Source organism: Variovorax gracilis (assembly GCF_030317115.1).
GTDB lineage: Bacteria > Pseudomonadota > Gammaproteobacteria > Burkholderiales > Burkholderiaceae_C > Variovorax > Variovorax gracilis.
This window is the reverse complement of record NZ_JASZYF010000019.1, coordinates 77,633-100,447: the sequence shown is the minus strand read 5'-3', so window position 1 is coordinate 100,447 and position 22,815 is coordinate 77,633. Positions and strand designations below refer to the sequence as shown.

The following is a 22,815-nucleotide window of genomic DNA, read 5'->3' as shown; positions in this document are numbered from 1 at the left end:
CCTTGGTTGTGTTGTCGGTACTCAAAAACAAAAATCAATCTTCACTTCGACGCCAGGCCGAGGCGTTCGATCAGCAGCTTGTCCTTGGCATGGGTGTCGCGCGCCCACTTCGCGTAGTCGTCGCCGCTGCGGTACCAGGCGTCCTGGTCCAGCTGATCCAGCAGTTCGACGTGCCGGGGGTCTTCCATGGCCTTCTTGAAGGCGTCGTGCAATGTCCTCGCGACGACGGGGTCCATGCCCTTCGGTGCGGCCAGTCCGTAGGGCGAAGTCGAGACGACGCCATAGCCCAGTTCTTGCGCGGTGGGCACGTTCGGCCAGCGCTTGGTGCGCTTGTCGCCAAAGGTCACGAGCAACCGCATCTGGCCGTCGTCGACCAGCTTGCCCCAGCCGCTGGCGTCGCTCTGGGCCATCACGTGGCCGCCGAGAAGAGCCTGCTGCAGATCGGCGTTGCCCTTGAACGAAATGTGATTCAGCGAAACCTTCGCGTTGATCGCCACCTCCTCCATCAGCAGATGTGGCGAGGAGCCGATGCCGGTGGAGCCGTAGTCGACCTTGCCGGGGTCCTTGCGCGCTGCTTCGATGTAGTCGTTGAATGTCCTGAACGGTGAATCCGCGCGCACCGTGAGGCCGAAGGTGTAGCCCGAAACGCCAAGAATGAAGGTGAAGTCCTTCAGTGGATGCCATTGCATTTTCTGCATGTGCGGCACGCGCAGCATGCCCATCGGGTACTGGGAGATCGTGTACCCATCAGGCTTGGCGGTGAGTGCCATGGTTCCAGGGCCAGTGGTCCCTCCGCCGCCCGGTCGGTTCTCGACGATCACGGACTGCCCGAGGTTCTTACCAGCCAACTCGGCCAGTGCACGCATGTGCCTGTCCGTCGAGCCGCCGGCCGGCCAAGGGCAGATCAACGTCACCGGCCTGCTTGGAAAGGACTGGGCGCCCGCCGGGCGAAGTGCCGAAAGCGCTGCCGCACCAACCGCTCCGGCCAGAACTGCCCGCCGGGAACTGCCTGGAGACGTGGAATCGGGAGTGCCAGGTTTCATGTGAGCCCTTGGAATCGTCGTTCGCTGTGAATTCAAGGACTGCCATTTATTCCGATATACGGAATATCAATTCCAGTCCCAACAAAGTCTACGAGCGTGCATTTTTGATGTAAACACCCCTTAGGGAATTTCCGGATCGGTAGAACCCTAGCCCTACAACAATGGTCTTCATTTGCTATATTCCGTACAACGGAATAAGGAAGTCACATGGGACGAAGACGAGCCGCAGCTCCATTGCGCAACACGGGCGACGCGACGACCGATCCGCGATACGTCACCGCGTTGGCGCGCGGCATTGAACTGCTACGGGCGTTCAAGCCACAGGACCGTTGGTTGAGCCATGGCGAGATCGTGCGACGTACCGCATTGCCGCGGGCGACGGTGTCCCGCCTGACCTTCACGCTGACAGCGCTCGGCTATCTGCAGCACCGGGACGAGGTTGGCGAATACGCACTGAGCCCCGCAGTGCTCGGCCTCGGATTCGCGATGCTCGGCAACTTCGACATCGCTCGTATTGCAAGGCCGACCCTGCAGGCCCTTGCCGACAGGTGCAAGGCGGCCGTATCGCTCGGCGCAAGGCACAACCTGGAAATGATCTACGTCGCACATTGCCGCAGCACAGCGCGACTGATCCTCGGCCTGGACGTCGGCGCACGCTTGCCGCTCGCTCGCACCGCCATGGGCCGTGCGGTGATGTGCGCCACGCCGAAGATCGAGCGCGAGTTGCTACTCGAGAGCATCGCCTCGGCAGAGGGCGACGGTTGGCCGCCGCTGAGTCGGCGGCTCACGGAAGTGCAAGCTCAGTTTGACGCACGAGGCTTTGTCACGACCGAAGGCGAATGGGATCCAGCAATTTCCGCAGCTGCCGTGCCGGTGAATCTGGGCGACGGCCGCACCCTTCTCGGCTTGTCGGTCGGCGGAGCGTCAACATGGCTGAACGGCAGCTTTTTGCACGACGAGGTCGGGCCGCTGCTAGTGAGCGCCGCTGCTGAAATCGTCGCCGCCATTCATGCGGCTGATTGGAAGAACTAATGCGAAGCCGCTCCCTCTGCTGCATCGCGCCGCCGCCGAAGGTCGGATCCCGACTGAGAATGTGTGTTGGCCAAACTCGATCCTTAGTGGGTAGTACGCCCAAATTGACCCGTGGTCGCCGGGCCGACGGGCCAGCGACATGCTTAGCATCGACCGGCCTGCTCTTGATGCACGGCGTTTGCGCCGGACATGGAATGTCCGCCTGTTGTCGCTAGGCCAATTCGCGGACGCAATGCGGAGGGCAAACTCTTCCGATGGTTCCAACCTCATTCAGGTCGACATGTAGCGTGCTTGTCGCCCTTCTCATGAGTAAGGTCGCTTGTGCAGCGAAAGCAGTCTTCCACTCTGTCAAGCACGGACGTCTTCAAGCTGCCACTCTGCGGACATTAAAAAGCACCCTACACCATGTCAATGCCTGGTGTCGAGTAGGTGCGGGAGCAGGTCTTTTGCCCGAGTCAAACGTCTGGAGGCGCCGACGTACCCAGCCCTTGCAGCGCATAGCTGAAAGCCTCGTCGATGGTCATTGCGCGCCCTTCGTCACGCGCGCGCCGAGCGGCTTCGGGCCCAAGCGCTTTCCGTACAAGTGGCTGGTACCGCAGGTAGTAGGCCAAGCTGATCGGTGTACGAAACGCCATGAGTTCCCTGTCAGCGCCTCCTAGGCCGCGCGCCGCACCCATGAGACGCCCGGCACGCTCGGGCCGACCGCGCAGAAACTCCACGATGGCGGCCATGCCCAAGAAGTGATTGGGCGCCAGATCTACCCCGTTGCGTCTCATGGAGGTGGCGGCCTTATAAAGCTCCAAGTCGGCCCTTGGCTTATGACCGCCAGCGAACAGCGCAGGCGCCACCTCGATCGCCAACCCGTCGAACCACGGCAAACGTGTTCCGACCAAGTCCTGCAGTGCCAACAAACCCTGCGCGGCCGCAAGCCCTTCGTCGACGCGTCCGAGCAAGTGCAGCGACGCAGCCAGTCCGGACATCGCCGCGGGGAGCAGCCATCCCTCGAACTCAACTCCGCGACAGGTTTGGACACAGGCGGTGAACCAATGGGCGGAGGCCTCGACGTTGTTGACATGAAGCTCGACGTAGGCGGAGAACAACTCGGCGTTTGCGAGCCATGCCTTGGACACGCCCTTCCGCGCATTGGAAACCGCATCCTCGGCAGCGCGACGCGCCTCGTTGATGGGAACCGAATCGGCGCCTTGCGTGGATGCGAGCACAGCGTGCCCAAAGGCACAGAGAGTCTGGGCGAGCACCGGCAAGGGCCCAAGTGCTCCCGCAGCAAGGTCGACGGCGCACGTGCCGTGATTCAGTGCTGTTGGCAGATCGAGCGCCATGATGCTTAGCCATCCAAGAATCGAATGGCTCGCCACCCGCTCTTGAACGGACAGCCGATCCTCCCAGTCCAAAGCCCTTTCGAGCAGCACCTTTGGAATGCGATAGGAGTTGCCCGTGATCCAATAGCCCATCATCGCCGTAACCAAACGGGCGACCAGTTCGGGGCGATCGTCGGCAAGACACCAGTCGGTGGCCGTGCGCAGGTTATCGATTTCGCGGCCGACCGCTTTAATGGATTCGGTCCCGAAGACTAGCTTGTCCAGCGGCATGGCCTCCAGCCAGGCAAGGAAGTGATCACGGTGCTGTGAACGGAAGGTGTGCGTTTCGCCCGCCGCTTCGAGTTTGTCAAGGGCGTACAGTCGTACGGTTTCGAGCAGTCGATAACGAGTTTCGCCGCGCGCGCCTTGCCCTACAGTGACGAGTGACTTGGCGGTCAATGAGCCAAGTAGATCTAGAACCGCGCCGCTAAAGATGCCGTAGCCGCTGCACACGGCCTCTGCCGCATTCAGCTCGAAGCCACCTGCAAACACACCCGTGCGCCGGAAGACTATGCGTTCTTCTTCATCAAGCAGGTCATGGCTCCAGTCGAGGGATGCCGCCAGAGTCTGCTGTCGATGAATGCGTCTGCGTCCGGCAGTTAGCAGGCTGAAGCGGTCCTCCAATCGCTCGGCTATCTGTTGAACCGACAGGTGGCTAACACGCGCTGCGGCAAACTCGATTGCCAGCGGAATGCCGTCCAGGCGCCGGCATATTTCGGCCACCGGTCCCATGGTGTTGGCACCGAGCTTGAACGATGCGTGGCACGCGTGGGCTCTTTCTGCGAACAGACGCATCGCTTCGGTCACCTCGGCGTTCGCGGACTCTCCAGGCACAGCGAGCGACTGCACCTGCACTATCTGTTCCCCTTCGACGCCCAGGCTTTCTCGGCTTGTGGCCAACACCACAATCTGCTCGCAAACTGTCAGTAATCGATCGATCAGTAGCGCAGCTGCGTCCAACACATGCTCGCAATTGTCTACCAGCAATAGGCTGCGGCGCGGCGCCATGGCAACCGCCACCCGTTCCACAAAGGTACGCGCGGTTTCCGATGGCGAATCCCCTGGCGCCATACCGCAAGCGGCGGCTAGGGTTTGCGGAACCAAGTCGGGGTCGGACACGGGAGCGAGGTCAACAAAAAAAACACCGTCCGGGAAGTTGCCGATCTCCAGCGCTCCGACCTGCAGCGCCAAGCGGGTCTTTCCCGAGCCTCCGATGCCAGTCAGCGTGATCAGGCGGTGCTCGGCAAGCGCACCAAGCAAGGCAATGATCTCCTGCTCGCGACCGACGAAGCTGGACCGCTCGACCGGCAAATTGTTGGGCGCCCTCAAGCTGCGCAGAGGCGGGAACGTCGTCGTCAGGCCAGGCGCCAGAAGTTGGAACAGGTGATGCAGCTCACTTAGCCCTTTAAGCCGGTGCTCCCCGAGTTCGTTGAGCGTGAAGCTATGTGGCAGATTCGACCGCACGATCTCAGAGGTGGCCTGCGACAGGAGAATCTGCCCGCCGTGGCCGACGTCACAGATACGGCTGGCGCGGTGCACCTCCTGCCCGATGTAGCAACCATCGCGAAGAGTCGCCTCCCCTGTGTGAAGGCCCATCCGGACTCGCACTGCTCCGCCGGCGGGCCAGTCATGTGCGAGCAACGCCTGTTGTGCTGCCACGGCGGCTGCTATCGCATCGGTTGCACGAGAAAAAGCGACAAAAAAGGCATCACCCTGCGTATCTACTTCGCTGCCAGCGTGCCCCACGAAGGCCCGGCGTAATACCGTGCGATGAGCCTCGAGCAGGTCAGCCCATTGTGCATCCCCAAACCGCTTGGCGAGTTGGGTCGATCCTTCGATGTCGGAGAACAGAAAGGTGATCGTGCCCTGGGGAAGAGAGCTCATGGATACGATGCTAGCGGCGGCCGCCCGCGCCGTCGACCGGTTCTCGCGGGATAGATGCGACCCAAGACTTTGAAGAGTCCTCGGCTTCATTGTGTTCGCCTTTGGCCCGCGAACATGTCGCTGCTGGGGGCGCCCAACCCATCCCGTACCACTTGCTCGGCTCCCAGCCACTTCCATGCGTCGGTACGCAGCGAAAGCCGAAGTTCTTGGCGGCGCTGCGCAGGTGCCGCTGTGTGCCCAAAGGAGAAGTAGGTCGCCCGATCAACGCAGACGTTTGAGCTTTCGTCGGGGCGAACTCCGGTTATTGGATCGGCCTGGCGCCCGGCGAGCTTCTCCATCTCTCGGCGTAGTTCCTTCCGGTCCCATCGGCGATCAACGAAAATCCTCATATGCCTGCATTGCGGTGGGCCGGCCGTGGCTAAACGGCATTCGTATCGAGGAGACTGCTTTCCCCATTCAAGAACCATTGCCACCGCCCGTGGGATACGCAAGTTGGCTCGACTACGCAGTCGAGTGCTTCAGCACCCGCGAGCCATGGCTCGACAGCATCTTCGCCGGCATGGTCGATCCGTCCGTTGGCGAACTCGATCGGGAGCAGATCCGCGAATCGGCGCGAATCGAGCTTCGCGCGCTGCGCAAAGCCGCGGCACGATCATGAACCCCGGCGCGAGCGTGCTGTAAGTTGCCCCGCACCTTCGTGAGTTCAGCGCCCGCGCCAGGGCATGAATCGCCGGTGTATGGCCCAGTGCGGACCGGCGCGTCTCGGCCCCTAGCTAGCCAGGCCTGCCAAGGACACGGCGTCGTCGCCGTAGCATGGCGGCACCCGGCCACAACCCGACATTTCGCAGACTTGGTCCAATTTGCCCCGAAGCCGACCTTCGCGGCGGGCATATGACAACCTCTGCAGGCCCGGTTGAGCGCCCGACCCGGCGCCCAGCGCCCGCTTGCCGGCAAGTCATCCGGCTCGTGGCGTCGCATTGCAGTAGTCGAAGAACGCCTCCAGCTCGCCAGATTTGTCGAAGACCGCATCTGCGCCCAAATCAAGGCACCGACGGCGCATCTGGGACGTGGGATAGTTGGTCAGAACGACCGCGCGCTGGTGCGGAGACCGACTTTGGCAAGCACGCAAAACGGTCAGCCCTGAACCCTCTCTAAGGAAAAGATCGACTACCGCCAGATCCCAATAGCTGCTGTATTCCTCCATGGCAGCCAGAGCTTCGGCTGCGGTCTCGGCGACGGCGATGACCACGATGTCGGCGAGCTCGCCCATCGCTGGGATGAGGTTGTCCCGGATCGTCTCGCTGTCCTCGACAAGGATAGTGGTGAGTGGCATCGTGCATACGCTTTTGGCGTCCCGTTCACTACTGCTCACATACGTAAATAACCTGCCACCGGGTCTTAGCGGAGCAGGTGGGATTTACTCCTCTATTAGGCGGTTCCGATGTCAGACGGCTGCCCGACATCCGGCAGCGCGGCGCTGAGCGAACTACGGGAAGCTGCTAGCAAGATGAGCGATGAGCGGCGTCGGTCCTTTCCCAGATGAGCCCTCGCAGCAGAGCAAGGATTCCCTCGCCCAAGAAGCAAGGACCTTAAGGAAATGTCGGAATTCGCGCGCTCGGTTCGACCGTGATCAAGCCGTGCTTTTCTTAACCTCAGCTTCCAAGGTCCTGGTGACGTCGTGCAAGAGTTCCACGGACTTGTCCAACTCCGCCTGCAGTTGATCAGCCTGGGCGAGGGCCTGATCCACTTCATCGTTCCGAGCCTCTTCGGGGACTTGCGTATCGAGCACTGCATGTACGACTGCGAGATCGTCCGCTGCTTGGCGGACAGTCTCGGTTGCCTGTTTGCTCTTGTCCAAGGCATCCAGTACGGGTGGCGGTTCCTCGTGCATTGGTCGGCCAGACATTTCCACTCTCCTCTTTAAGGGCGGACCATGGTAGCCGCTTTGCCCGGATGCGGTACCGTTTACGCGAAACTGCGCGCAGCTTCAAGCTGCATAGCAACTCTACAGAGGCACGCAATCGATGCCCGCTGATATTGCCCCTTGGTGCAACGCCCCACGGGCGCAAGCCTCGAGCATCACTTTGAGGTCGCCCGTTCTTCTTTGGGGCAAAGCCACTTGCCCCTTCGGGCAACTACGCCCACGCCGAAATCACGGAACCCGTGACCTTCCGCCGGCAGTTACGAAAAACCTCAGCCCCTGGGTCACCATACGAAGCTCTCATCCGCATCGATGCGAGGTCCTGAGGGATGAGAATCGTGACACTCGCCGCATCTGGCAGGATGCGGGTACCCTGCGCGCAATGCGTCGCCAGGTCTGTGCGGTAGCACACCGAGGTCCGTCACCCCTCCCATGGGGTACGCGTCAATGCGCAAACGCGCAGGGTGCGTCTGTCTGCGAGCGCACAGACCCCGGATGATTGCGGGCCCTGCGTCATCACCAGTTCGCTGCCCTCCCGGCGGTCTAGGCTCAGCAGGACCCATCGGCACAGGTGCTGCTCCAGCTAGTGATGCCGGGCGCACTCGGCGGTCTGTACGAGCCTCCACGCAAATCGGATTCGTTCGGAGAGCGCTCCCGCAGCGCGTTCTCGACAAGGGCCAGTATGGGGACTGTGGGGACCTACTGTGCGCTGGCACACAGACCGGGGCCCTGTGGCGCCGGCGCCTCTTTCTCGATCAACCCCGTCAACAGCGCGAGTTGCTGCTTCTGGATCTCCAGCAATTCCTCCCATTGCCTCTCGCGCAATTGATCGATCTTGTCGTGCAGCAGCATGATCTCCAGTTCGGCCTTGAGGTTGACCTCGTAGTCGTGTTCCGCATGGATCCGGTCCTTCTCGGATTGCCGGTTCTGCGACATCAGGATGATCGGCGCCTGCACTGCCGCCAGCATGGAAAGAAACAGGTTGAGCAGAATGAACGGGTAGGGGTCGAAGGTCGAGCCGCGCGTCGCCAGGAGCAGGGCGTTGAGCGCGACCCACAGCAGCATGGTGGCGCCGAAGAGTCCGACGAAGGTCCAGGAGCCGCCGAACGACGCGACCGCGTCTGCCGCGCGCTGGCCCATTGACTGCCCAGCATCGGCGTCTTGCACGACATTGCGCGAAACAGGCGTTCGCTCCGCGACGTGTTGCGCGACACGCCGGGTCCGCTCGTCGAGGGCGTCGTAACGCGAACCCAGGAGCTTCGTTGCGATGTCGTCAAGTTGATGCATGGAGGCCAACCGCCTACGCCGACTGGAATGTCGTCATTCGCTCCGCAGCCTTGCGGAGATTCGTTCTGCGCTCCTGGGCCGCCCTCAAGACGGATTCAGACGACCAGATGGGCGGTGCAGTGGCCCCTTCCTCGATCTCGGCGCACAGGGTCTCGTCGAGCACTGGCACCAGGCCGTTCACCAGTCTGGTCTCGATCGCGAGAACGAGCGCGCGGTGCAGGGCGCGGGGCATGACCCGCCCATTCAGATAGTCCAGTACTAGAGTCTCGGCGGCAAACAGGGAAAGTGACATGCTATTGCGCCCGATGATCGACCCAGCGTAGCGATGGACGACATCATCGTCTGTTCGATACCGAACGCATGCGAGGGACAAGAGAATCGGCGGGCGAAGCTCTCGCCAACAACCAGTCTGCGACGCGCGCGTCGAAGAGAGTGATGTTCTCCGCGACTTCGGCTCGCAAGCATTGCCCCGCACCTTCCTGCGCTTTGACGTCGGCCGCAATCCATGCCTCACCGCTTCGTCGCCCGCGGGCGACGCCGTGGCGCCCCAGACCTGGGCAAAGACTGAGAGGGTTTCGCCCGCAGGCAAGTCGGCCCAGAGTCGGGCGGGCGGGAGTCGAACGGCGTGCCGAAGTGAGACTACGGGTCGTCCACGAGCGCCTTGATCGCCGCGATAGCTTCGTGCCTTGCCTCGTGGAGCGCCTTTTCCTGAGTGCGCGCACCGGTTTCGATATTCGCTACAGGTGTCCGGTCGTCGCTCCGGTAGGACCAACTCCAACGCTCCCCGGTGTTCGAGACGTTGATCGTCACCAGAAGCCCGTGATGTTCAAAGTGCGCGTTCGCCATGCGATGCCTCCCGACAGGCCGGAATCTCAGTCGCCGCGTTGCCTTAGGCGAACGAGCGTTTGCTCCACGAGGACATGCCTGGCGAAGGCCTGCAGGTCGCCCTCCGTCGGGCCGGGCCCATTGCCGCACAACTGCTCCCGATAGGCGAGAACGATCCTGTCGTGAGCGAGCTGGCGTGCAGCCAGTGCTTGCGCGACCAGCACTTCTTCAGGCGGAGCTCCAGCGGCCGGGTCCATGATATTGCTCCGAATTCGGGTTGCCTGTTTGTCGAGAGAATCTGGGACTGTCGCCGGCACCGAGGTGCCGGCCCTCGCGGGCGAATGCCGAAGCAACCTCTACCAACTGGGACGACTGTCACCTTGAATCATGGAGGGATCCGTGGGCCCTGTCTGTGCGTTGACGCACGATCCGGTGAGCGTGAAACCGTGGTACGTGTCGACGCGTCTTTAGGTCAGCTACCAAGCGCGGCCGCGATAGGTTCTCGCGGCCACGAGCGGTCATATGCCATGACCTGTCGAAGGTCCGCTCTTCGTCGCGTAGCGGGTGTTCAAGCGGGTGGCTGCACCTTTGAATCGGCGTCCGGACCAGGCTGAGTGCCGGAGCTCAGCAGTAGTCCCAACAGGCCGGCCCCGGCGACGGCAGAAGGCGACGGCCAAGTAGCACCGGTGTTGACAGCCGGGACGAGGTTCGGGTGCCGGCCACCAAACCATTGGTCATCGCGATGAATGATGCATCGGCGACTGACACCTTTACGCGTGAGGTTGTTGTCGCGATTCCACGGCCCAGCAGGCGCTGGCAGACGCAGTGAGGCCGAGCCCTTGCGATTCGGCTTGGCCGGCTCGGACCGTAGATGGTCGGCCCTGTCTGGCGTTTTTCAGCGAGCGCGCTTGAATCCAATCCGTCTGGCTCAAGGCGTGATCGCGACTTTCAGAACGCCGTCGCGCTGGTGGCCGAAGAGTTCGTAGGCTGCCTCGATGTCGTCGAGCTTGAAGCGGTGCGTCACCATCGCCTCCAGATCGACCCGCCGCGCGGCGATCACCGCCATCAGCCGGCGCATCCGCTCCTTGCCACCAGGGCAAAGCGTGGTGACGATCTTGTGGTCGCCCAGTCCGGCGGCAAAGGGGCCGAGCGGGATCGTCAGGTCAGTCGAATAGACGCCGAGGCTCGACAGTGTTCCCCCCGGGCGCAGCGCCCGAAGGCACGCCTCGAAGGTCTGTTGCGTGCCGAGCGCCTCGATCGCCACGTCCACGCCACGGCCGTCGGTGAGGCGCATGATCTCCTCGACGGGATCCACCTTGCTGCCATCGATCACGTGATCTGCGCCAAACTTCGTGGCAATGGCCAGACGGTTGGCGAGCCGGTCAACTCCGATCACCGTCGCAGCACCGCTGAGCTTGGCACCGGCTGTGGCGCACAGGCCGATGGGACCCTGGGCAAACACCGCCACTGTGTCGCCGATGCGCACACCTACGCTCTCAGCACCGCTGAAGCCGGTCGACATGATGTCGGGGCACATTAGCACCTGCTCGTCGCGGAGCGAGTCGGGCACCGGCGCCAGGTTGGCCATCGCGTCGGGTACCAGCACATATTCAGCCTGGCAGCCGTCGATGGTGTTGCCAAACTTCCAGCCACCCATCGCCTTCCAGCCGTGCGCCGTGCCGGCACCGTCCTGGGAGCCGACACCACACAGGCACGCGGTGCTCCAGCCGCTCGGCGTGATCGCCCCGGCGATGACGCGCTGGCCCTCGCGGTACCCGCGTACCCCCGACCCGAGCTTCTCGATCACGCCGACCGGCTCGTGGCCGATCGTCAGGCCCCGCTGCACGGGGTACTCGCCCTTGAGGATGTGGATGTCTGTGCCACAGATCGTGGTCGTCGTCACACGCAGCAACGCGTCCTGCGGACCGACATTGGGAATGGGTTTGTCATCGAGAACGATGCGCCCCGGCTCGACGAAGATGGCTGCTTTCATCATGGCCATGGGCAGTTCTCCTAAAAGTGGGCGCCTGGAAGACTTCCAAGACGTAGAGTTCACGGTACTCTGGTGCCCATCGTCGGCTCCCGGCGCTCGCGCCGCTGCGAGGTAAGACAGAGGCGCGCTGGACATCCACATCTCGAGGCAGCGACCGCATACATTTGGCGATGCCAACTTGGTTGCTCTGGCTCGCTCTGGCCCTGTCCTTGCCGACCGCGGCCGTCCTGGGTGTCTCCGCTTCGGGACCCGGCGGTGGGCCGACACTGCAACGCGTCTGAGGGGCACGCTCGCGGCAACCCAGGTCGACGATGCGAGTCATTCGCCAGCCATAGCCCGCGTCCACTTCCGCGAACTCCAAGGCCTGCCCGCACCGGTGCAGCGCTACTTCCGTGCCGCGCTGACGGAAGGACAACCGATCATCTCGGCATTGACCGTCGATCTGGTGGGCACCTTCAACCTGTCTCCTACCTCGGAGCGGTGGAAGCCGTTCACCTCGCGGCACAGGATCGTCACCCGCCGCCCCGGCTTCCTGTGGGACGCCGAGATCGTTGTGCTGCCCGGGTTGGCGGTGCGAGTGCTCGACGCGTACATCGGGGGCCAAGGCATGCTGCGCGCCGCGGTGCTTGGCCTGTTCCAGGTGGCCGACATTCACGGCGATGGTGAGATCGCCCGCGGCGAGCTGTTCCGCTTCTTCGCTGAAGCGGCGTGGTATCCGACGGCGCTGCTGCCGAGCCAGGGTGTTCGCTGGGACGCGTTCGACGATCACTCTGCATTTGCCACGCTCGTGGATGACCCGCTCACGCTGACACTGCTGTTCCGATTCAACGACGCCGGGTTGATCGACTCGTTTCGTGCGGACGCGCGCGGCGCCATGGTCGGCCGGGAAATGGTCATGATCCCGTGGGAGGGCCGGTGGTCCGACTATCGGACGCGAAACGGCATGACGGTGCCGAACGTCGGCGAGGTCGAATGGCTTTGGCCAGAAGGGCGCAGAAGCTACTTCCGCGGCACCGTGACGTCGATGCGTTTCGAGTTTCTGCCGTGACCGCACGCCTGCGCGTCGCTGCAGCCGTCGCCGGTGCGATTGGCTTGGTCCTTGCAGCGGGCGCCCTGTGCATCAGCGGGCGCTTCGAGCGCGACTTGAAGCTGGCGGTGGCCCGCGTGTCGCAGGGCAGCACGCTGGTCTCCACCCGCTGCGGCGTCATTGAGTACCAGGAGGCGGGCTCAGGCATTCCGCTACTGGCGGTGCACGGAAGCGGCGGCGGACACGACCAAGGCATGGCGTTAGCGGCTGCGCTGACGCATCGGGGCATCCGGGTGATTACGATGTCGCGCTTCGGCTACCTGCGCACCCCGATGCCCGCAGATGCCTCGGCAGCCGCGCAGGCCGACGCTCATTTGTGTCTGCTGGATGCATTGGGAATTCGACGGCATGCAGTCATGGGCGGCTCGGCAGGAGCCCCATCCGCGCTGCAAATGGCGATCCACCAGATCGGGTCGCTGCGCTGGTGCTCCTGGTGCCGCTCGCCTACAAGCCGGCTGCACAGGCGGATTCCGCGCCGCCGCTGCCGACCTGGGTAGAAAGCACGATGATGACGCTGATCGGTTCAGATTTTCTGTTCTGGTCAGCGCTGCACGTTGGCCGCAACTCGCTGATCCGCGTCGTCCTGGCGACCCCTCCAGAGCTTCTGTCGAGTTCCAGCGCAAGCGAGAAGGCGCGCGTTCGCATCGTTTGTGGCTGACGCCAAGAATGCCGCTTCGCTCGACGCGAGTGTCAAGGGCTGCACGTTTGCGGTGGCCGACGTGGACGCCCAACTGGGCATCTCGGGGAATCGGGACCATCTTTTGGCGGCTTTGGTCAACTTGCTCCACAACGCATTCAAGTTCACCCATGCTCATACGGAGGTCACCCTGAGCGCGTACGCCAAGGGCGACAGTGTTCTGATCGACGTCAAGGACAACTGCGGAGGGCTCCCGCCAGGAGCTACCGCAAACATCTTTCGGCCGTTCATTCAGGTCGGCGACGACAAGAGCGGCTTGGGGCTTGGTCTTTCCATCGCCCGGCGGCATGTGAATGCGGACGGCGGTGTCTTGGGCGTCCGGGACTTGCCCGGTGTCGGGTGCGTCTTCACCATTGAACTTCCCGTCCGAATGCTTCATTAGAAAAACTGGCATTGCGCCAACCCTCAGGGCAGCAGTCCCGCGTACGCCTGCCGATCCGCGGCATAGCAACCCCATGTCAGCGCTTTCATTTGATCGGTCCGCGCCTGGCTCGCGTCCCGCCTACCATCGGCGCCGCGATGCGCTGCATCACCTCGGAGCCGGTGACGCTGCCCAACATGATCGGGAACAGGCCGGCCAGGATGACGGCACCGTCATTACCTTGGCCGCACGCGTAGCACCACGCCTTCACGGATGGCCTCCTGCAAGTCGGCGTCCCAGGTTGGTCCCTCATCGAGCCGGGGCAGCGCGCGATCGCGCGTGGCAGCGCGGGCTGCACCGCGCGGTTTAAGATCGACGCGGTGCCTGCCGGGTCTGTCGAGCAATGCCGCGATACCCAGTTGGTTGGGAACGGCCGCTTTGCGGCGAGCAATCTCGGCAACCCGATTTCGGTTCAGGGCCCACTGAAGACTTCTCCGCGCCCGGCGGGAACGGCAGGTCTCTGCCACCAAGCGGTCCTAGCTTTAAGGTCGGCACACGCTGCGCTCCGGCCAAGGCAGCCCGCTCGTTGGGCGCGAAGGGCGCGAAGGCCGCGATCAGGACTCTAGGCCAGTTGTCATCTCGCGAACTCGTTGCAGATAGCCGTCCGCCTTCTTCAGGAGTTCGGACTTTTCAGATTCCGTCTCGGCTTCACTGGCTGCCTGTTGCGCGCGGGTCGCGTGTGCTTTTAGTGCAGCGATAGTTCCGCCACTCGCTACTTCGCCTTCGGGAAGGTCCCCGTAGAACTCGTCGTAGATCTCTTTGAGCGTCCGATCGCCATGCAGCCAGTGCGGGCTGGGCTGCAGCGGATAGTCGTCGGCGAGCCCCATCACGCGCCGGGTTAGCTGCGTTAGGCTGCACACTTCACCATCAACTTCGACGGTGCGAGGTCCAGCGACCATGCAGGTTCTTGTGCCGTCCTTATACGTCAGCACCGTGCCGATCGGCAAACCGAGTGCGATGTAGTCGAACCGTGGTCGCCGTGCACGACGCAGTTGGGCCTCATCCTCTTCGCGCTGCGCTGCCTCCTTGTCCACCAACGGCGTGTTCGCCTCGAGTTCTTGGGTCACTACTGCGGTCGGACGGGCGTGCAGCAGTCGCAAGATCGCTATCGCCTGATTCGGCTCCATGCGAAAGAACTCGCGGTTCGGGTTGATGCGGAATGGAGCAAAGGCCACGTGCAATGCGCGTTCCACCTCGGCAGCGTTTGGCACCGCGCATTCGTATGCACATTCGAAGGGGAGCGGCACCCCGGTCGTGTATAGCTGGCTGGTGCGCAAAGCCGCCTCATTGCCACGCGTCATGCCGATCTTGATGAGGCCCGGCATCGCTGCGTTCGTCAACACGTAGACGATCTGTAGACTTCCGGGCCATTCCGGGTTTTGCTGCTCCATTTCGTTTTCCTCCGCGTCTGTCGCGAGCAATCATACGTGGCAGCCCCCGACAGCGTTCGGGCCCGGGCTCGCAGTTCGCGGTGGCACTCAGTCGTTCGCAGCCCCGCGTGGCATTCAGCCCACAGTCGACTGTGAAGTATTTCGCAGTTGGTCATCGACGACTGTGCCCCCTTGTGCCCCGCGGGCAGAATCGTCCGATGGCGCGCCGAAAAAAGAACAGCCCCGCAGAAAACCTCATCGATCTGGTCGCTCTACTACCTTGGCATGTTGGCGTCGTCTTGGCCGTCGTCGGATACCTCGTCCTCCATCGAGTCGCAGGAGCGCCATTGGTTGCGATCAGGCCCGGCGAGGTGGGCGGAACAATGATTGAAGCACTGTGGCGCGGGCTAGCTTCGGTCGGACAGTACTTCTTGCCGCTCATCTGCCTCGCGGGCGCCGCCATCTCGGCTTGGCGACGTCATTCGCGTCAATCGTTGTTGGACAGCGCAACGCGCTCTGATGCTCCAAGCGTTCTAGACGGAATGAGTTGGAGGGAGTTTGAGACGCTCGTGGGCGAGGGTTTCCGCCTGCAGGGTTACTCGGTCGTGGAGAACTTCAAGCCCGGCCCTGACGACGGTGTCGATTTGGTAGTCCGCAAGAACGGCGAGCACTACCTGGTGCAGTGCAAGCAATGGCGAGCCTTTAAGGTCGGTGTAGCGGTGGTGCGAGAGTTGTATGGGGTCATGGCGGCAAAGGGGGCGGCCGGCGGCTTCGTTGTAACCTCGGGCCGATTCACCTCCGAGGCGGAAGACTTTGCCAGCGGGCGCAACGTCTTGCTGATCGATGGTTCAAAGTTGCACCAGTTGCTCAAGCAGGCGAAAGGGGCCGCGAGCGCCGGGGGCTCGAAACCTGAGAGCAGTCCAAACCGGCCCGCAGCTCCGGCCTACGCATCAGCGAGTACCGCTGCTCCGAACTGCCCACGATGCGCGCAGACTATGGTCCGCCGCACGGCAAAGAAAGGGGCCAGCGCGGGCCAGCAATTCTGGGGGTGCTCGGACTATCCGCGTTGCCGCGGCACGGCTTGAACATGACAATCAGCATTCACTTGCTGGTCGACTTGGAGAACGTTCAACCATCTCCAAAGGAAGTGGAAGCGTGGCTAGGGGACGCGGGACAGGCGTGGGTCTTCTACGGCCCGACCCAGCTCAAACGCAAGGCAGCTTTTGAACTCGACAGCCCGCGATCGACGCTCATACCGATCTCGCGAACCGGTTCGAACTCGCTGGACTTTCACCTTGTGTTCTACCTCGGCTACCTTGCTGCCAAGCATCCCAGCTGTCGATTCGTGGTTCTTGCCAAGGACACCGGCTACGACCCGCCGATCGCGCACGCGCGAACCCTGGCATTTTCTGTCCAGCGCATGAAGGCGCTCCCGGCCGTCGCTTCGCCGGCCATCACTCAATCAGCGCCGTCTCCATTCGTACTAGGAAAGACAAGCAAGGTGGCGAAAACGTCTAAAGAAAAGGCAGCAGTAAACGCGGAGCCGCCGAAAAAGCTGAAGGCTCCCGTCGCGCCCAAGGGATCGCCCGTACAGCAACCGGTGGCGAAGAAGAAAACTGGCGAAAAGCTGCCAATCGCGATGTATCGTGACCTTCTCAAAGATCTGAAGGCGCCGAACCGTCCCAAAAGCCTGTCTGCACTGGAACGCTACGTCCAAACTAAGTTTGGCCCTGTGCCGGTGCCTCAAAAGGTCCAATTCATTGTCGATCGCCTGCTTACCAGCGATGTGATCCACCTAGCCAACAGAAAGCTAGGCTATGGACCTGCTAAGACCTGAGGTGAACCATGGGACGCGACGCCAATACGGGTGACCGCTGTCGCCGATCAAGCAGTCGATGTGCGCGGCACCTTTGACGGTCCGCTTTCGCTGCCGAGCCGCCGGACAGTGGTCGATGCTGAAGGACTGAGATGGGCCCTCCCCTGCCATCCGGGCTTCCAACGTGAATGGCGACAATCAGTCTGAAAGAGCCATTCGCCTTGGTTGTCTGCCGCGCGCGGGCTCCCTCCCATTCGCGCCATACACCACCGGCCTACTCGCCATTGGCAAATCGGCCGAAGCATTGGGGTCAGCAAGCGCGCCTTATGGCGTCCAATGTCGACGGTTGATGAATCTCGGGCTTCGGCATCCGCGGCCACGGCCGGTGGTTGCTAGGCATCTGGTCTTCTCTCGCATCACGCCTGCTTGTTCACGTGCCGCCGAACCGACATTCGAATCCTTGTACGAGGTCCAACTCAACCATGTTCTGAATTTACGTGACGCGGCTATCTTGGAGCGTGCAGCCGCTTCGCGTTCGCACCTCTCTCGCGAGCCTCCTCGAAAGCATCCAGAAGCAGCTGCGTTTCTGGCGAGCGCTGGATCAAGTTGTTGGTGCGCAGGATGCGCAAGGCCATGTTGGGGTGCGAGTAGCCATCGTCGAAAAAGACGCTGGGCCTGCCCACCGAAAAGGAGCCGAATTCATCGAGCGTGCGAAACGCCTGCATGTTCCAGCCCAGCTTCGTGAGTTCGTTGACCACGAAGTTGGCCGCGATGGAGGAATCATTGGCTGGCGTCGCGTTCGCGCGCTGTCGCAGCAGATTGGCGGCGAACTCGTCCGCCTGCCGCTCCTCAGTCTTCGCCTTGCTGGGGTCGACATTCAGCTGCGACATCTCGCCATCCTTGAAGGCGCCCGCCGAGGTGCCGTCGTGGATGTGTCCCGCCTCGTGAAGCAACACGAAGGTCAGGAAGTAGTCGCGATCAATCATCATGCGGGCGGCGCCTGTCGAGTTGAAGGTCGCCCACCTCGCTAAAAACCTGGGATTCACGAAGACGCAATGGCAGCCCTCCGGCACCGCCGCTGGCGTGGTCGCTTCCTTCGCGGAATCGACCAGATACAGTGGCACGCTCCCGGCACCGCCCTGCTCGTTCGCCTTCATCTGCCACGTTGGCACGAACCGGATGCCGGTCGTCGCCAGGACTTTGTTGGCGCGTGCAGTGGCTTTCGCCACCAGAGCCTGGTCCAGCGTCGTATGTCGGAACCCTCGCTCGGTCACCTCGTCAAGCGTCGCGCTCCATGCGGGCAGCCCGGCGAGAAGGATGAGCGAGAACAGCCCTCGATGGCCAAAATTGCTCGCTGCCAGGCGAACGGACTGCGATGATGCCGACACCATCCCGCCCCCTCTCGGCCGCAGCCGCATGAAAACGCAACAGGAGTCCAGACGTGACACTTCGCCTTGCTCGACGGGCCGCCCTTGTGGCCACGCTGGCCGCATTGTCCCTCGGATCCGCTGCGTGGGCATGGTGTCAGTCAGCGAATCCGCTCAAGCCTGCGCCTCCCCCGCAGACGGTCGCGGAATTGCCAATGCGGCCTGGGAGTTCGGTGACGATCCTCTGCGTGAATTGCGACAAGCCCTTTGGCAGCGAAGGTCACAAGGAGGCAATGAAGGACCTGGCGAGCAACGAGTATGCGAAGCAGCTACGCCGCGCCCTCTTCTACCAGGACTCCGTCCATCAGTTCGAATCGAAGGCGCATTTCGACAACTGCGACTTCGACGGGGCGACCGCGTATGTCGATACGCTGCTCAACGAGGCCGAACAGCAGGTCCTGGTCGCGCAAGCGGGAAAGGCGAAGAAGGACACGGTGGCCATGGTGGCTGCTGGCGAGAAGGCATTCTTCTCGATCGGTCAGGCATTGCACGCGGTCCAGGATTTCTACGCGCACAGCAACTACATCGAAATGACCAAGGACACGGTGAAGGATGCGACCGACATCGCCGTCATCCCCTTCTGGACGCCGGAAGGAAACGCTGCGCTGCGCAAGCTTCAGCAAAACGGCCTGGTCTCGGGCTTTGTCTTCTGGGGCATCCCGCAGCTGTGCCCTGCCGGCGCCCAGTCGCATGCAGACCTCGCCAAGGACAGCGAGGACACGAAAAGCGGCAAGGTGCGCGTCGCGCACCTCGAGAACCTGAGCCAGTACCGTCTGGCCATCGTGGCGGCGCGCCAGGCATCCTCGGATTTCCTGCGGTACAGCTTCAAGCGCTGGCCCCTGCTGGACGAACTCAACGGCAAGTATGTCGCGTTCGAGGTCTTGGTCGACCGTCGCGGGCTCTGACGTGGCACGTTCAGCGACACCGTGGGCGATCGGGACGTTGCTTGGCATCGTCTCGATCACGGCAATGGCCGCTTCGGCTGATGCCCCGCCGCGCTGTCGTCTGGACGACCGGGATGCGGCCTTGGTCGGCCGCACCTTGAAGGGTGCGGCCGCAGGGTACGCGGCGCTGGGCAGGCCACTGCCCTTCGATGACGTGGCGGTCAATCCAACGACCCCTGCCCACGGCGAGCGGGTGCTTCGCGTATTCGTGGTGAAGGACGCTGCCAAGGACGGCACCTCCAAGGATGGATGTGCGAAGGCGGCGCCCGGGCGCGACGACGTTCTGGACGAACGGAGCGTGCGCGGCGGTTGTGTGGTGACGGCCGCTGACCGCCTTGAGTTGCGCTGCTCGTCCGCGGCTGTGCGGGTGTTTGGGGAGATGAAGGGGCGGCCCGACCGCGCCAATCCGGCGCTCTTGTACGTGCTGGCTCACGAGCTCGGCCACATCAGCCAGGGTCGGTTGGGCGAATACGCCGGCCGACTCGAACGTATCGACCTTGCCAAGCCCGCTGACGAGAAACTCAATCAGCTCCGAAGCTCATGCGAGCCGGCAAACGTCAAGCTCGAGGCGGCGGCCGACGCCATGTCGATCGAGGTGCTCAAGGCGTTGGTGCCGAAGCCGCCGTACCGCGAGCCCGCGTTCTCCGAACAGGGCTCTGTCTATTGGGCGGTGGATCAGCTCTACCTTGCCGCCAACGCGTGGCAGAGCGCAGCGATGACGCGCGAGTTCATGAGCCAGCCGAAGCCGCACGCGAGTTTCATTGCCACGGAATTTCCCACGCCACCTCCAGTGATTGACAGCAACGCCCGCAAGTTCGTGTGCGACGTCCTGACGCAAAAGAAGGGCGTCGTGCTGTATCCGTTGCGCGCCATCGACCACCCTCCGCTCGAGCAACGCATGCGCGCTGTCGCGGAAGCGTTGAAGCCCATTGCGGCGAAGCTGCCCAAGTCGGATGGCACGCAGCAGTTCCAATCGATCGCAGTCCTTCAAGAACAGCTCAGTCCGATCTTCGCAACCCTCTACCGAGCGAACGGCGTGTACCTGGAGTCCCTCAGGCGAAATATCTGCACGCGTGTGAACGGTGAAACGCCTGTCGCTGAATGCCGCTAGGTCTTGACGGTCGGCCGACGCCGATTTCCATGGCAGCCCTTTACGGGGCGCCTCTCGAGTGCCAAAACCCTCGCATCGCCCGTATCCGCTCGTCGCGCTCGGTCATCAGGTACAGGGAGGTTGTGCCGACGGACGCGTGCCCGAGATTGTTCTGCACTACCTGAAGGGGCACCGGGGTCTGCCCCGCCCTGCCCTGCAAGGCATGGGATGCATGCGAATGGCGCAACCAGTGCGTGCTGGCCTCTTTCAGATGCTGCGCGTCCGACCCTTCGAGACTGTCGGCGGCGTGCGCTAGAAATGCCTTGATCGCCTGGTACAGGCCCGAGGCCGACCAGGGCACCGGCCGCCAGGATAGGGGGCATTGTGGCCCGGTATCCAAGCCGACAACGAAGTCGCTATTGAAGCCACTTTCGAAGCCTGTATGGAAGCGCGCCATCACGCGGATGCCTCGATTGCCCGGCGCGCTGACCTCGCGCTCGAAGCCATGCCTGGCCAGCTCGTCGCCGAGCTCGTCGACCAGGTCGCGCGGAATGGGCACCTCGCGGCTGCGCCCGCCTTTTCCGACCACTGAGAGCATCCAATCGGTTGCCATCGTCCCGTCGGTGGCCCGGTAGTCGATCTTCTCCAGGTCCTCGCACTTTACGCTCGTGATCTCGGCCAGACGCAACCCGGTCGCATAGAGCCAGCGCATGGCGCGCCGAAGCCGACGCCCGGCTTCCGTGTCGACCTGTTGGTCCAGCAGCGCCTCAATGTGATCCCACTGGGAGAAGGTCAGGGTTCGACGGGAGCCCAAGGGCCGCGGCGAATGACTCGGCAACGCGAACGCCGCGAACGGATTGCCCGTCACATAGCCCTGGCTCATCAGGAAGGCAAACAAGCCCTTGAGGATGGTCAGCGCATGCCGCAGCGCAACTGCCGAGAGCGGCCCTTCGAGCGGCCGCCACAGCGGCGACCAGCGCTGGTGATGGCGCGGCCCGCACCAGGCCGCCGGGGGATCTGCGAGGAAGGACCGATAGCCGTTCACATCCTCCACCGTCAAAGACGACAGCGCCTTCTGCCGTTCGAGGACGGCCCACAACAGCAGCCGTTCCGCCTCCTTGCGATAGGCCCGCTGCGTCGCCGACAATGCGTTCCCGCGCCCTGCACTTTTTGAAGCCAGCCAGGCGCCGATCGCCTCGGGGTCGTTGCGCGCCAGCAGGACGCTTTGTTCGAGCGGCGCCCTGAACCCCCCCGCCCTCCCGTCCAGCGCTGGCGGCACCAGAAATTTCTCGAACGGGCGCAGCGCCGTGGCCGCCGGCACGACCCCGGCCAGCACCACAGGCGTCAATTGGGAGCGTGGCTGCAGCACATGTCGCCCGACGCGCAGCCCCAAGACCGCCTCGTTGGCCTGCAGCCACTCGAGGACCCGTGAGGCCTTGAGTTCTCCCACCCCCGGCACAGGCACCCACCAGCGCGCACCGATCCCGTTGATGCGTTCCACCAGATTCAAAAGCGTCGTCACCCCCGCGCGCTCGAGGCGCTTCGCGAGCGTTGGATTCAACCAGGCGCTCACGCGGTCGCCAGGCCGCGGATCCTGCGCGACCAGGTCCTGCAGCCAGCGCAGCGCCTCAAGCTGCCGCGCGATCACCCGGCTTCGGCGCGTGGGCGGGACGGCGCCGCCCTGCCCTCCCCTGCCCGGCGCGGCCTTGCCCCGCCCTCCCTGGCCTCCTGGCGGGTAGGCTTCCTCGTAGGCCTCGAGCTGCTCGGCTTCCGAAAAGTCCTCCAGGCCCCGCTCGGCGGCGAACTCGGCCAGGGTCGGCTGCTTCGGCGCCGCGGCAAACCGGTCCGGGTCCAGCAGGATCAGACGCGCCGTCCCCGGCTTGTTCTCGCGCCGGGCGGCCGCGGCGAACTCGTCGCGGATCCAGGCGATCGTGCGACGCACCGTCCGCAAGTCCGCGTGCTCGCCTTCGAGCCGCAGGTACCGGTCCCAGCTCGCGCGCTCATCGAGCCCCTGGGCCAGCGCCCGCATGAAGGCGAAATGCCCGCCATGAAGCTTGCGCGGAAGAACTGGGGCTGCTTTCCTCATGGCGGCCACCTTGACTCGCTGTTCTTGCGGTAAGGGGCGCCCCAGAACTTCCACCAGGGTCGCGGCCGCTCGGGCGGCTCCGGCGGCAGCTGCGCCAGGTAGCTCGCCCTGGTTCGCCGGCGCCGCTCGACCTCGAAGGCGTGGGCGATGCCATTGGCCTCGCGGTCGCCGCGCAGGGCCCGGGCGCGCCACATGGCCGCGAGGCGAGCCACCTCCTCGTCATCGAGGTGGGCCAGCTGCTGGGTGGACAAGGTCGGCATTGACAGGTCGGACGGAAAAGGTGGAGAGATCCACCCGATCAAAAGCTGGACAGTTGAGGTGCGGCACGATGAGGTATTGCCCCCGGCACCCTTCCGCCTGGGAATGACAGATCCGGAGGCGCCCTGATCCAGTCTAGATGATAAATCCAATTATCATCAATGTAGATTTACGATGCTTCTGGGGACCTTTTTTGAGCGCCTGCGCTCAAGTCGTTGATTTGATTGAGGTTTTTGAGTCCGCTGCTCGTCGGACCCT

The 22,815-nt window shown here is 63.3% G+C and carries 23 protein-coding genes and 2 pseudogenes; 10 read left to right on the top strand and 15 right to left on the bottom strand.

Going from position 1 to position 22,815, the window contains the following annotated elements:
* Positions 1 to 41: 41 nt before the first annotated feature.
* Positions 42 to 1,043, bottom strand: a complete 1,002-nt coding sequence (locus tag QTH97_RS26475) for a tripartite tricarboxylate transporter substrate binding protein (protein ID WP_286571497.1) — start codon at positions 1,041 to 1,043, stop codon at positions 42 to 44.
* Positions 1,044 to 1,325: 282 nt separating this feature from the next.
* Between QTH97_RS26475 and QTH97_RS26470 the strand changes: the two genes are divergently transcribed.
* Positions 1,326 to 2,075, top strand: a complete 750-nt coding sequence (locus QTH97_RS26470; protein WP_286571496.1) for an IclR family transcriptional regulator — start codon at positions 1,326 to 1,328, stop codon at positions 2,073 to 2,075.
* Between the two features lie 455 nt (positions 2,076 to 2,530).
* Here QTH97_RS26470 and QTH97_RS26465 read toward each other — a convergent pair whose 3' ends face one another.
* Entirely contained in the window at positions 2,531 to 5,335 is a 2,805-nt protein-coding gene (locus QTH97_RS26465; RefSeq protein WP_286571495.1) for an ATP-binding protein, read from the bottom strand.
* A gap of 478 nt (positions 5,336 to 5,813) precedes the next feature.
* On the opposite strand from QTH97_RS26465, the gene QTH97_RS26460 reads away from it, so the two are divergent.
* Positions 5,814 to 5,993, top strand: a complete 180-nt coding sequence (locus QTH97_RS26460) for a hypothetical protein (protein ID WP_286571494.1) — start codon at positions 5,814 to 5,816, stop codon at positions 5,991 to 5,993.
* A 297-nt stretch (positions 5,994 to 6,290) separates the two neighbouring features.
* Here QTH97_RS26460 and QTH97_RS26455 read toward each other — a convergent pair whose 3' ends face one another.
* The 8 genes and pseudogenes from QTH97_RS26455 to QTH97_RS26420 form a co-directional block, all read right to left on the bottom strand.
* Complete coding sequence (locus tag QTH97_RS26455) at positions 6,291 to 6,668, bottom strand: response regulator (RefSeq protein ID WP_286571493.1); 378 nt, start codon at positions 6,666 to 6,668, stop codon at positions 6,291 to 6,293.
* 297 nt (positions 6,669 to 6,965) lie between these two features.
* Positions 6,966 to 7,241 carry a hypothetical protein gene (locus QTH97_RS26450; RefSeq protein WP_286571492.1) on the bottom strand — a complete coding sequence of 92 codons (276 nt, stop codon included), beginning with the start codon at positions 7,239 to 7,241 and terminating at the stop codon, positions 6,966 to 6,968.
* Between the two features lie 523 nt (positions 7,242 to 7,764).
* Positions 7,765 to 7,878 (bottom strand): annotated as a pseudogene (locus tag QTH97_RS26445) (Crp/Fnr family transcriptional regulator); the annotation flags it as partial.
* 77 nt (positions 7,879 to 7,955) lie between these two features.
* Positions 7,956 to 8,543 carry a DUF1003 domain-containing protein gene (locus tag QTH97_RS26440; protein WP_286571491.1) on the bottom strand — a complete coding sequence of 196 codons (588 nt, stop codon included), beginning with the start codon at positions 8,541 to 8,543 and terminating at the stop codon, positions 7,956 to 7,958.
* Between the two features lie 13 nt (positions 8,544 to 8,556).
* Complete coding sequence (locus tag QTH97_RS26435; protein WP_286571490.1) at positions 8,557 to 8,835, bottom strand: hypothetical protein; 279 nt, start codon at positions 8,833 to 8,835, stop codon at positions 8,557 to 8,559.
* Between the two features lie 347 nt (positions 8,836 to 9,182).
* Positions 9,183 to 9,389 carry a hypothetical protein gene (locus QTH97_RS26430; RefSeq protein ID WP_286571489.1) on the bottom strand — a complete coding sequence of 69 codons (207 nt, stop codon included), beginning with the start codon at positions 9,387 to 9,389 and terminating at the stop codon, positions 9,183 to 9,185.
* A 26-nt stretch (positions 9,390 to 9,415) separates the two neighbouring features.
* Positions 9,416 to 9,625: a hypothetical protein gene (locus tag QTH97_RS26425; RefSeq protein ID WP_286571488.1), complete on the bottom strand. Its 210-nt coding sequence runs from the start codon at positions 9,623 to 9,625 to the stop codon at positions 9,416 to 9,418.
* 671 nt (positions 9,626 to 10,296) lie between these two features.
* Positions 10,297 to 11,370 (bottom strand): NAD(P)-dependent alcohol dehydrogenase, encoded by a 1,074-nt coding sequence (locus QTH97_RS26420; protein WP_286571487.1) that lies wholly within the window; start codon positions 11,368 to 11,370, stop codon positions 10,297 to 10,299.
* Positions 11,371 to 11,737: 367 nt separating this feature from the next.
* Here QTH97_RS26420 and QTH97_RS26415 point away from each other — a divergent pair, with 367 nt between their 5' ends.
* The 4 genes from QTH97_RS26415 to QTH97_RS26400 are packed head-to-tail and all read left to right on the top strand — an operon-like array spanning position 11,738 to position 13,527.
* Entirely contained in the window at positions 11,738 to 12,409 is a 672-nt protein-coding gene (locus QTH97_RS26415) for a DUF6920 family protein (RefSeq protein ID WP_286571486.1), read from the top strand.
* Entirely contained in the window at positions 12,406 to 12,945 is a 540-nt protein-coding gene (locus QTH97_RS26410) for an alpha/beta fold hydrolase (protein WP_286571485.1), read from the top strand. Before QTH97_RS26415 ends, QTH97_RS26410 begins: the two co-directional genes overlap by 4 nt.
* Positions 12,946 to 12,953: 8 nt before the next feature.
* Positions 12,954 to 13,106 (top strand): hypothetical protein, encoded by a 153-nt coding sequence (locus tag QTH97_RS26405; protein ID WP_286571484.1) that lies wholly within the window; start codon positions 12,954 to 12,956, stop codon positions 13,104 to 13,106.
* Positions 13,099 to 13,527 carry a sensor histidine kinase gene (locus QTH97_RS26400; RefSeq protein WP_286571483.1) on the top strand — a complete coding sequence of 143 codons (429 nt, stop codon included), beginning with the start codon at positions 13,099 to 13,101 and terminating at the stop codon, positions 13,525 to 13,527. The genes QTH97_RS26405 and QTH97_RS26400 overlap by 8 nt, the downstream gene beginning before the upstream one ends.
* A 115-nt stretch (positions 13,528 to 13,642) precedes the next feature.
* Here QTH97_RS26400 and QTH97_RS26395 read toward each other — a convergent pair.
* Both QTH97_RS26395 and QTH97_RS26390 read right to left on the bottom strand, forming a co-directional pair.
* Positions 13,643 to 13,826 (bottom strand): annotated as a pseudogene (locus QTH97_RS26395) (hypothetical protein); the annotation flags it as partial.
* 294 nt (positions 13,827 to 14,120) lie between these two features.
* A complete protein-coding gene (locus QTH97_RS26390; RefSeq protein ID WP_286571481.1) occupies positions 14,121 to 14,957 on the bottom strand; it encodes a GIY-YIG nuclease family protein in 837 nt (278 codons plus the stop codon).
* A 197-nt stretch (positions 14,958 to 15,154) separates the two neighbouring features.
* On the opposite strand from QTH97_RS26390, the gene QTH97_RS26385 reads away from it, so the two are divergent.
* Positions 15,155 to 16,021 carry a restriction endonuclease gene (locus QTH97_RS26385; RefSeq protein WP_286571480.1) on the top strand — a complete coding sequence of 289 codons (867 nt, stop codon included), beginning with the start codon at positions 15,155 to 15,157 and terminating at the stop codon, positions 16,019 to 16,021.
* A 2-nt stretch (positions 16,022 to 16,023) separates the two neighbouring features.
* On the top strand, positions 16,024 to 16,773 hold the full coding sequence (locus tag QTH97_RS26380) for a PIN domain-containing protein (protein ID WP_286571479.1): 750 nt from the start codon (positions 16,024 to 16,026) through the stop codon (positions 16,771 to 16,773).
* A 485-nt stretch (positions 16,774 to 17,258) separates the two neighbouring features.
* Here the strand turns inward: QTH97_RS26380 and QTH97_RS26375 are convergent, their stop codons facing one another.
* Complete coding sequence (locus QTH97_RS26375) at positions 17,259 to 18,170, bottom strand: ImmA/IrrE family metallo-endopeptidase (RefSeq protein WP_286571478.1); 912 nt, start codon at positions 18,168 to 18,170, stop codon at positions 17,259 to 17,261.
* 197 nt (positions 18,171 to 18,367) lie between these two features.
* On the opposite strand from QTH97_RS26375, the gene QTH97_RS26370 reads away from it, so the two are divergent.
* On the top strand, positions 18,368 to 19,084 hold the full coding sequence (locus QTH97_RS26370; RefSeq protein ID WP_286571477.1) for an HET-C-related protein: 717 nt from the start codon (positions 18,368 to 18,370) through the stop codon (positions 19,082 to 19,084).
* Between the two features lie 64 nt (positions 19,085 to 19,148).
* Positions 19,149 to 20,234 carry a hypothetical protein gene (locus tag QTH97_RS26365; protein ID WP_286571476.1) on the top strand — a complete coding sequence of 362 codons (1,086 nt, stop codon included), beginning with the start codon at positions 19,149 to 19,151 and terminating at the stop codon, positions 20,232 to 20,234.
* 40 nt (positions 20,235 to 20,274) lie between these two features.
* Here QTH97_RS26365 and QTH97_RS26360 read toward each other — a convergent pair whose 3' ends face one another.
* Positions 20,275 to 22,299, bottom strand: coding sequence for a site-specific integrase (locus QTH97_RS26360; protein ID WP_286571475.1), 2,025 nt, complete (start codon positions 22,297 to 22,299; stop codon positions 20,275 to 20,277).
* The gene (locus tag QTH97_RS26355; RefSeq protein WP_286571474.1) at positions 22,296 to 22,559 is read right to left on the bottom strand and encodes a hypothetical protein; all 264 of its coding nucleotides are present in this window, start codon (positions 22,557 to 22,559) and stop codon (positions 22,296 to 22,298) included. Before QTH97_RS26355 ends, QTH97_RS26360 begins: the two co-directional genes overlap by 4 nt.
* Positions 22,560 to 22,815 lie beyond the last annotated feature (256 nt).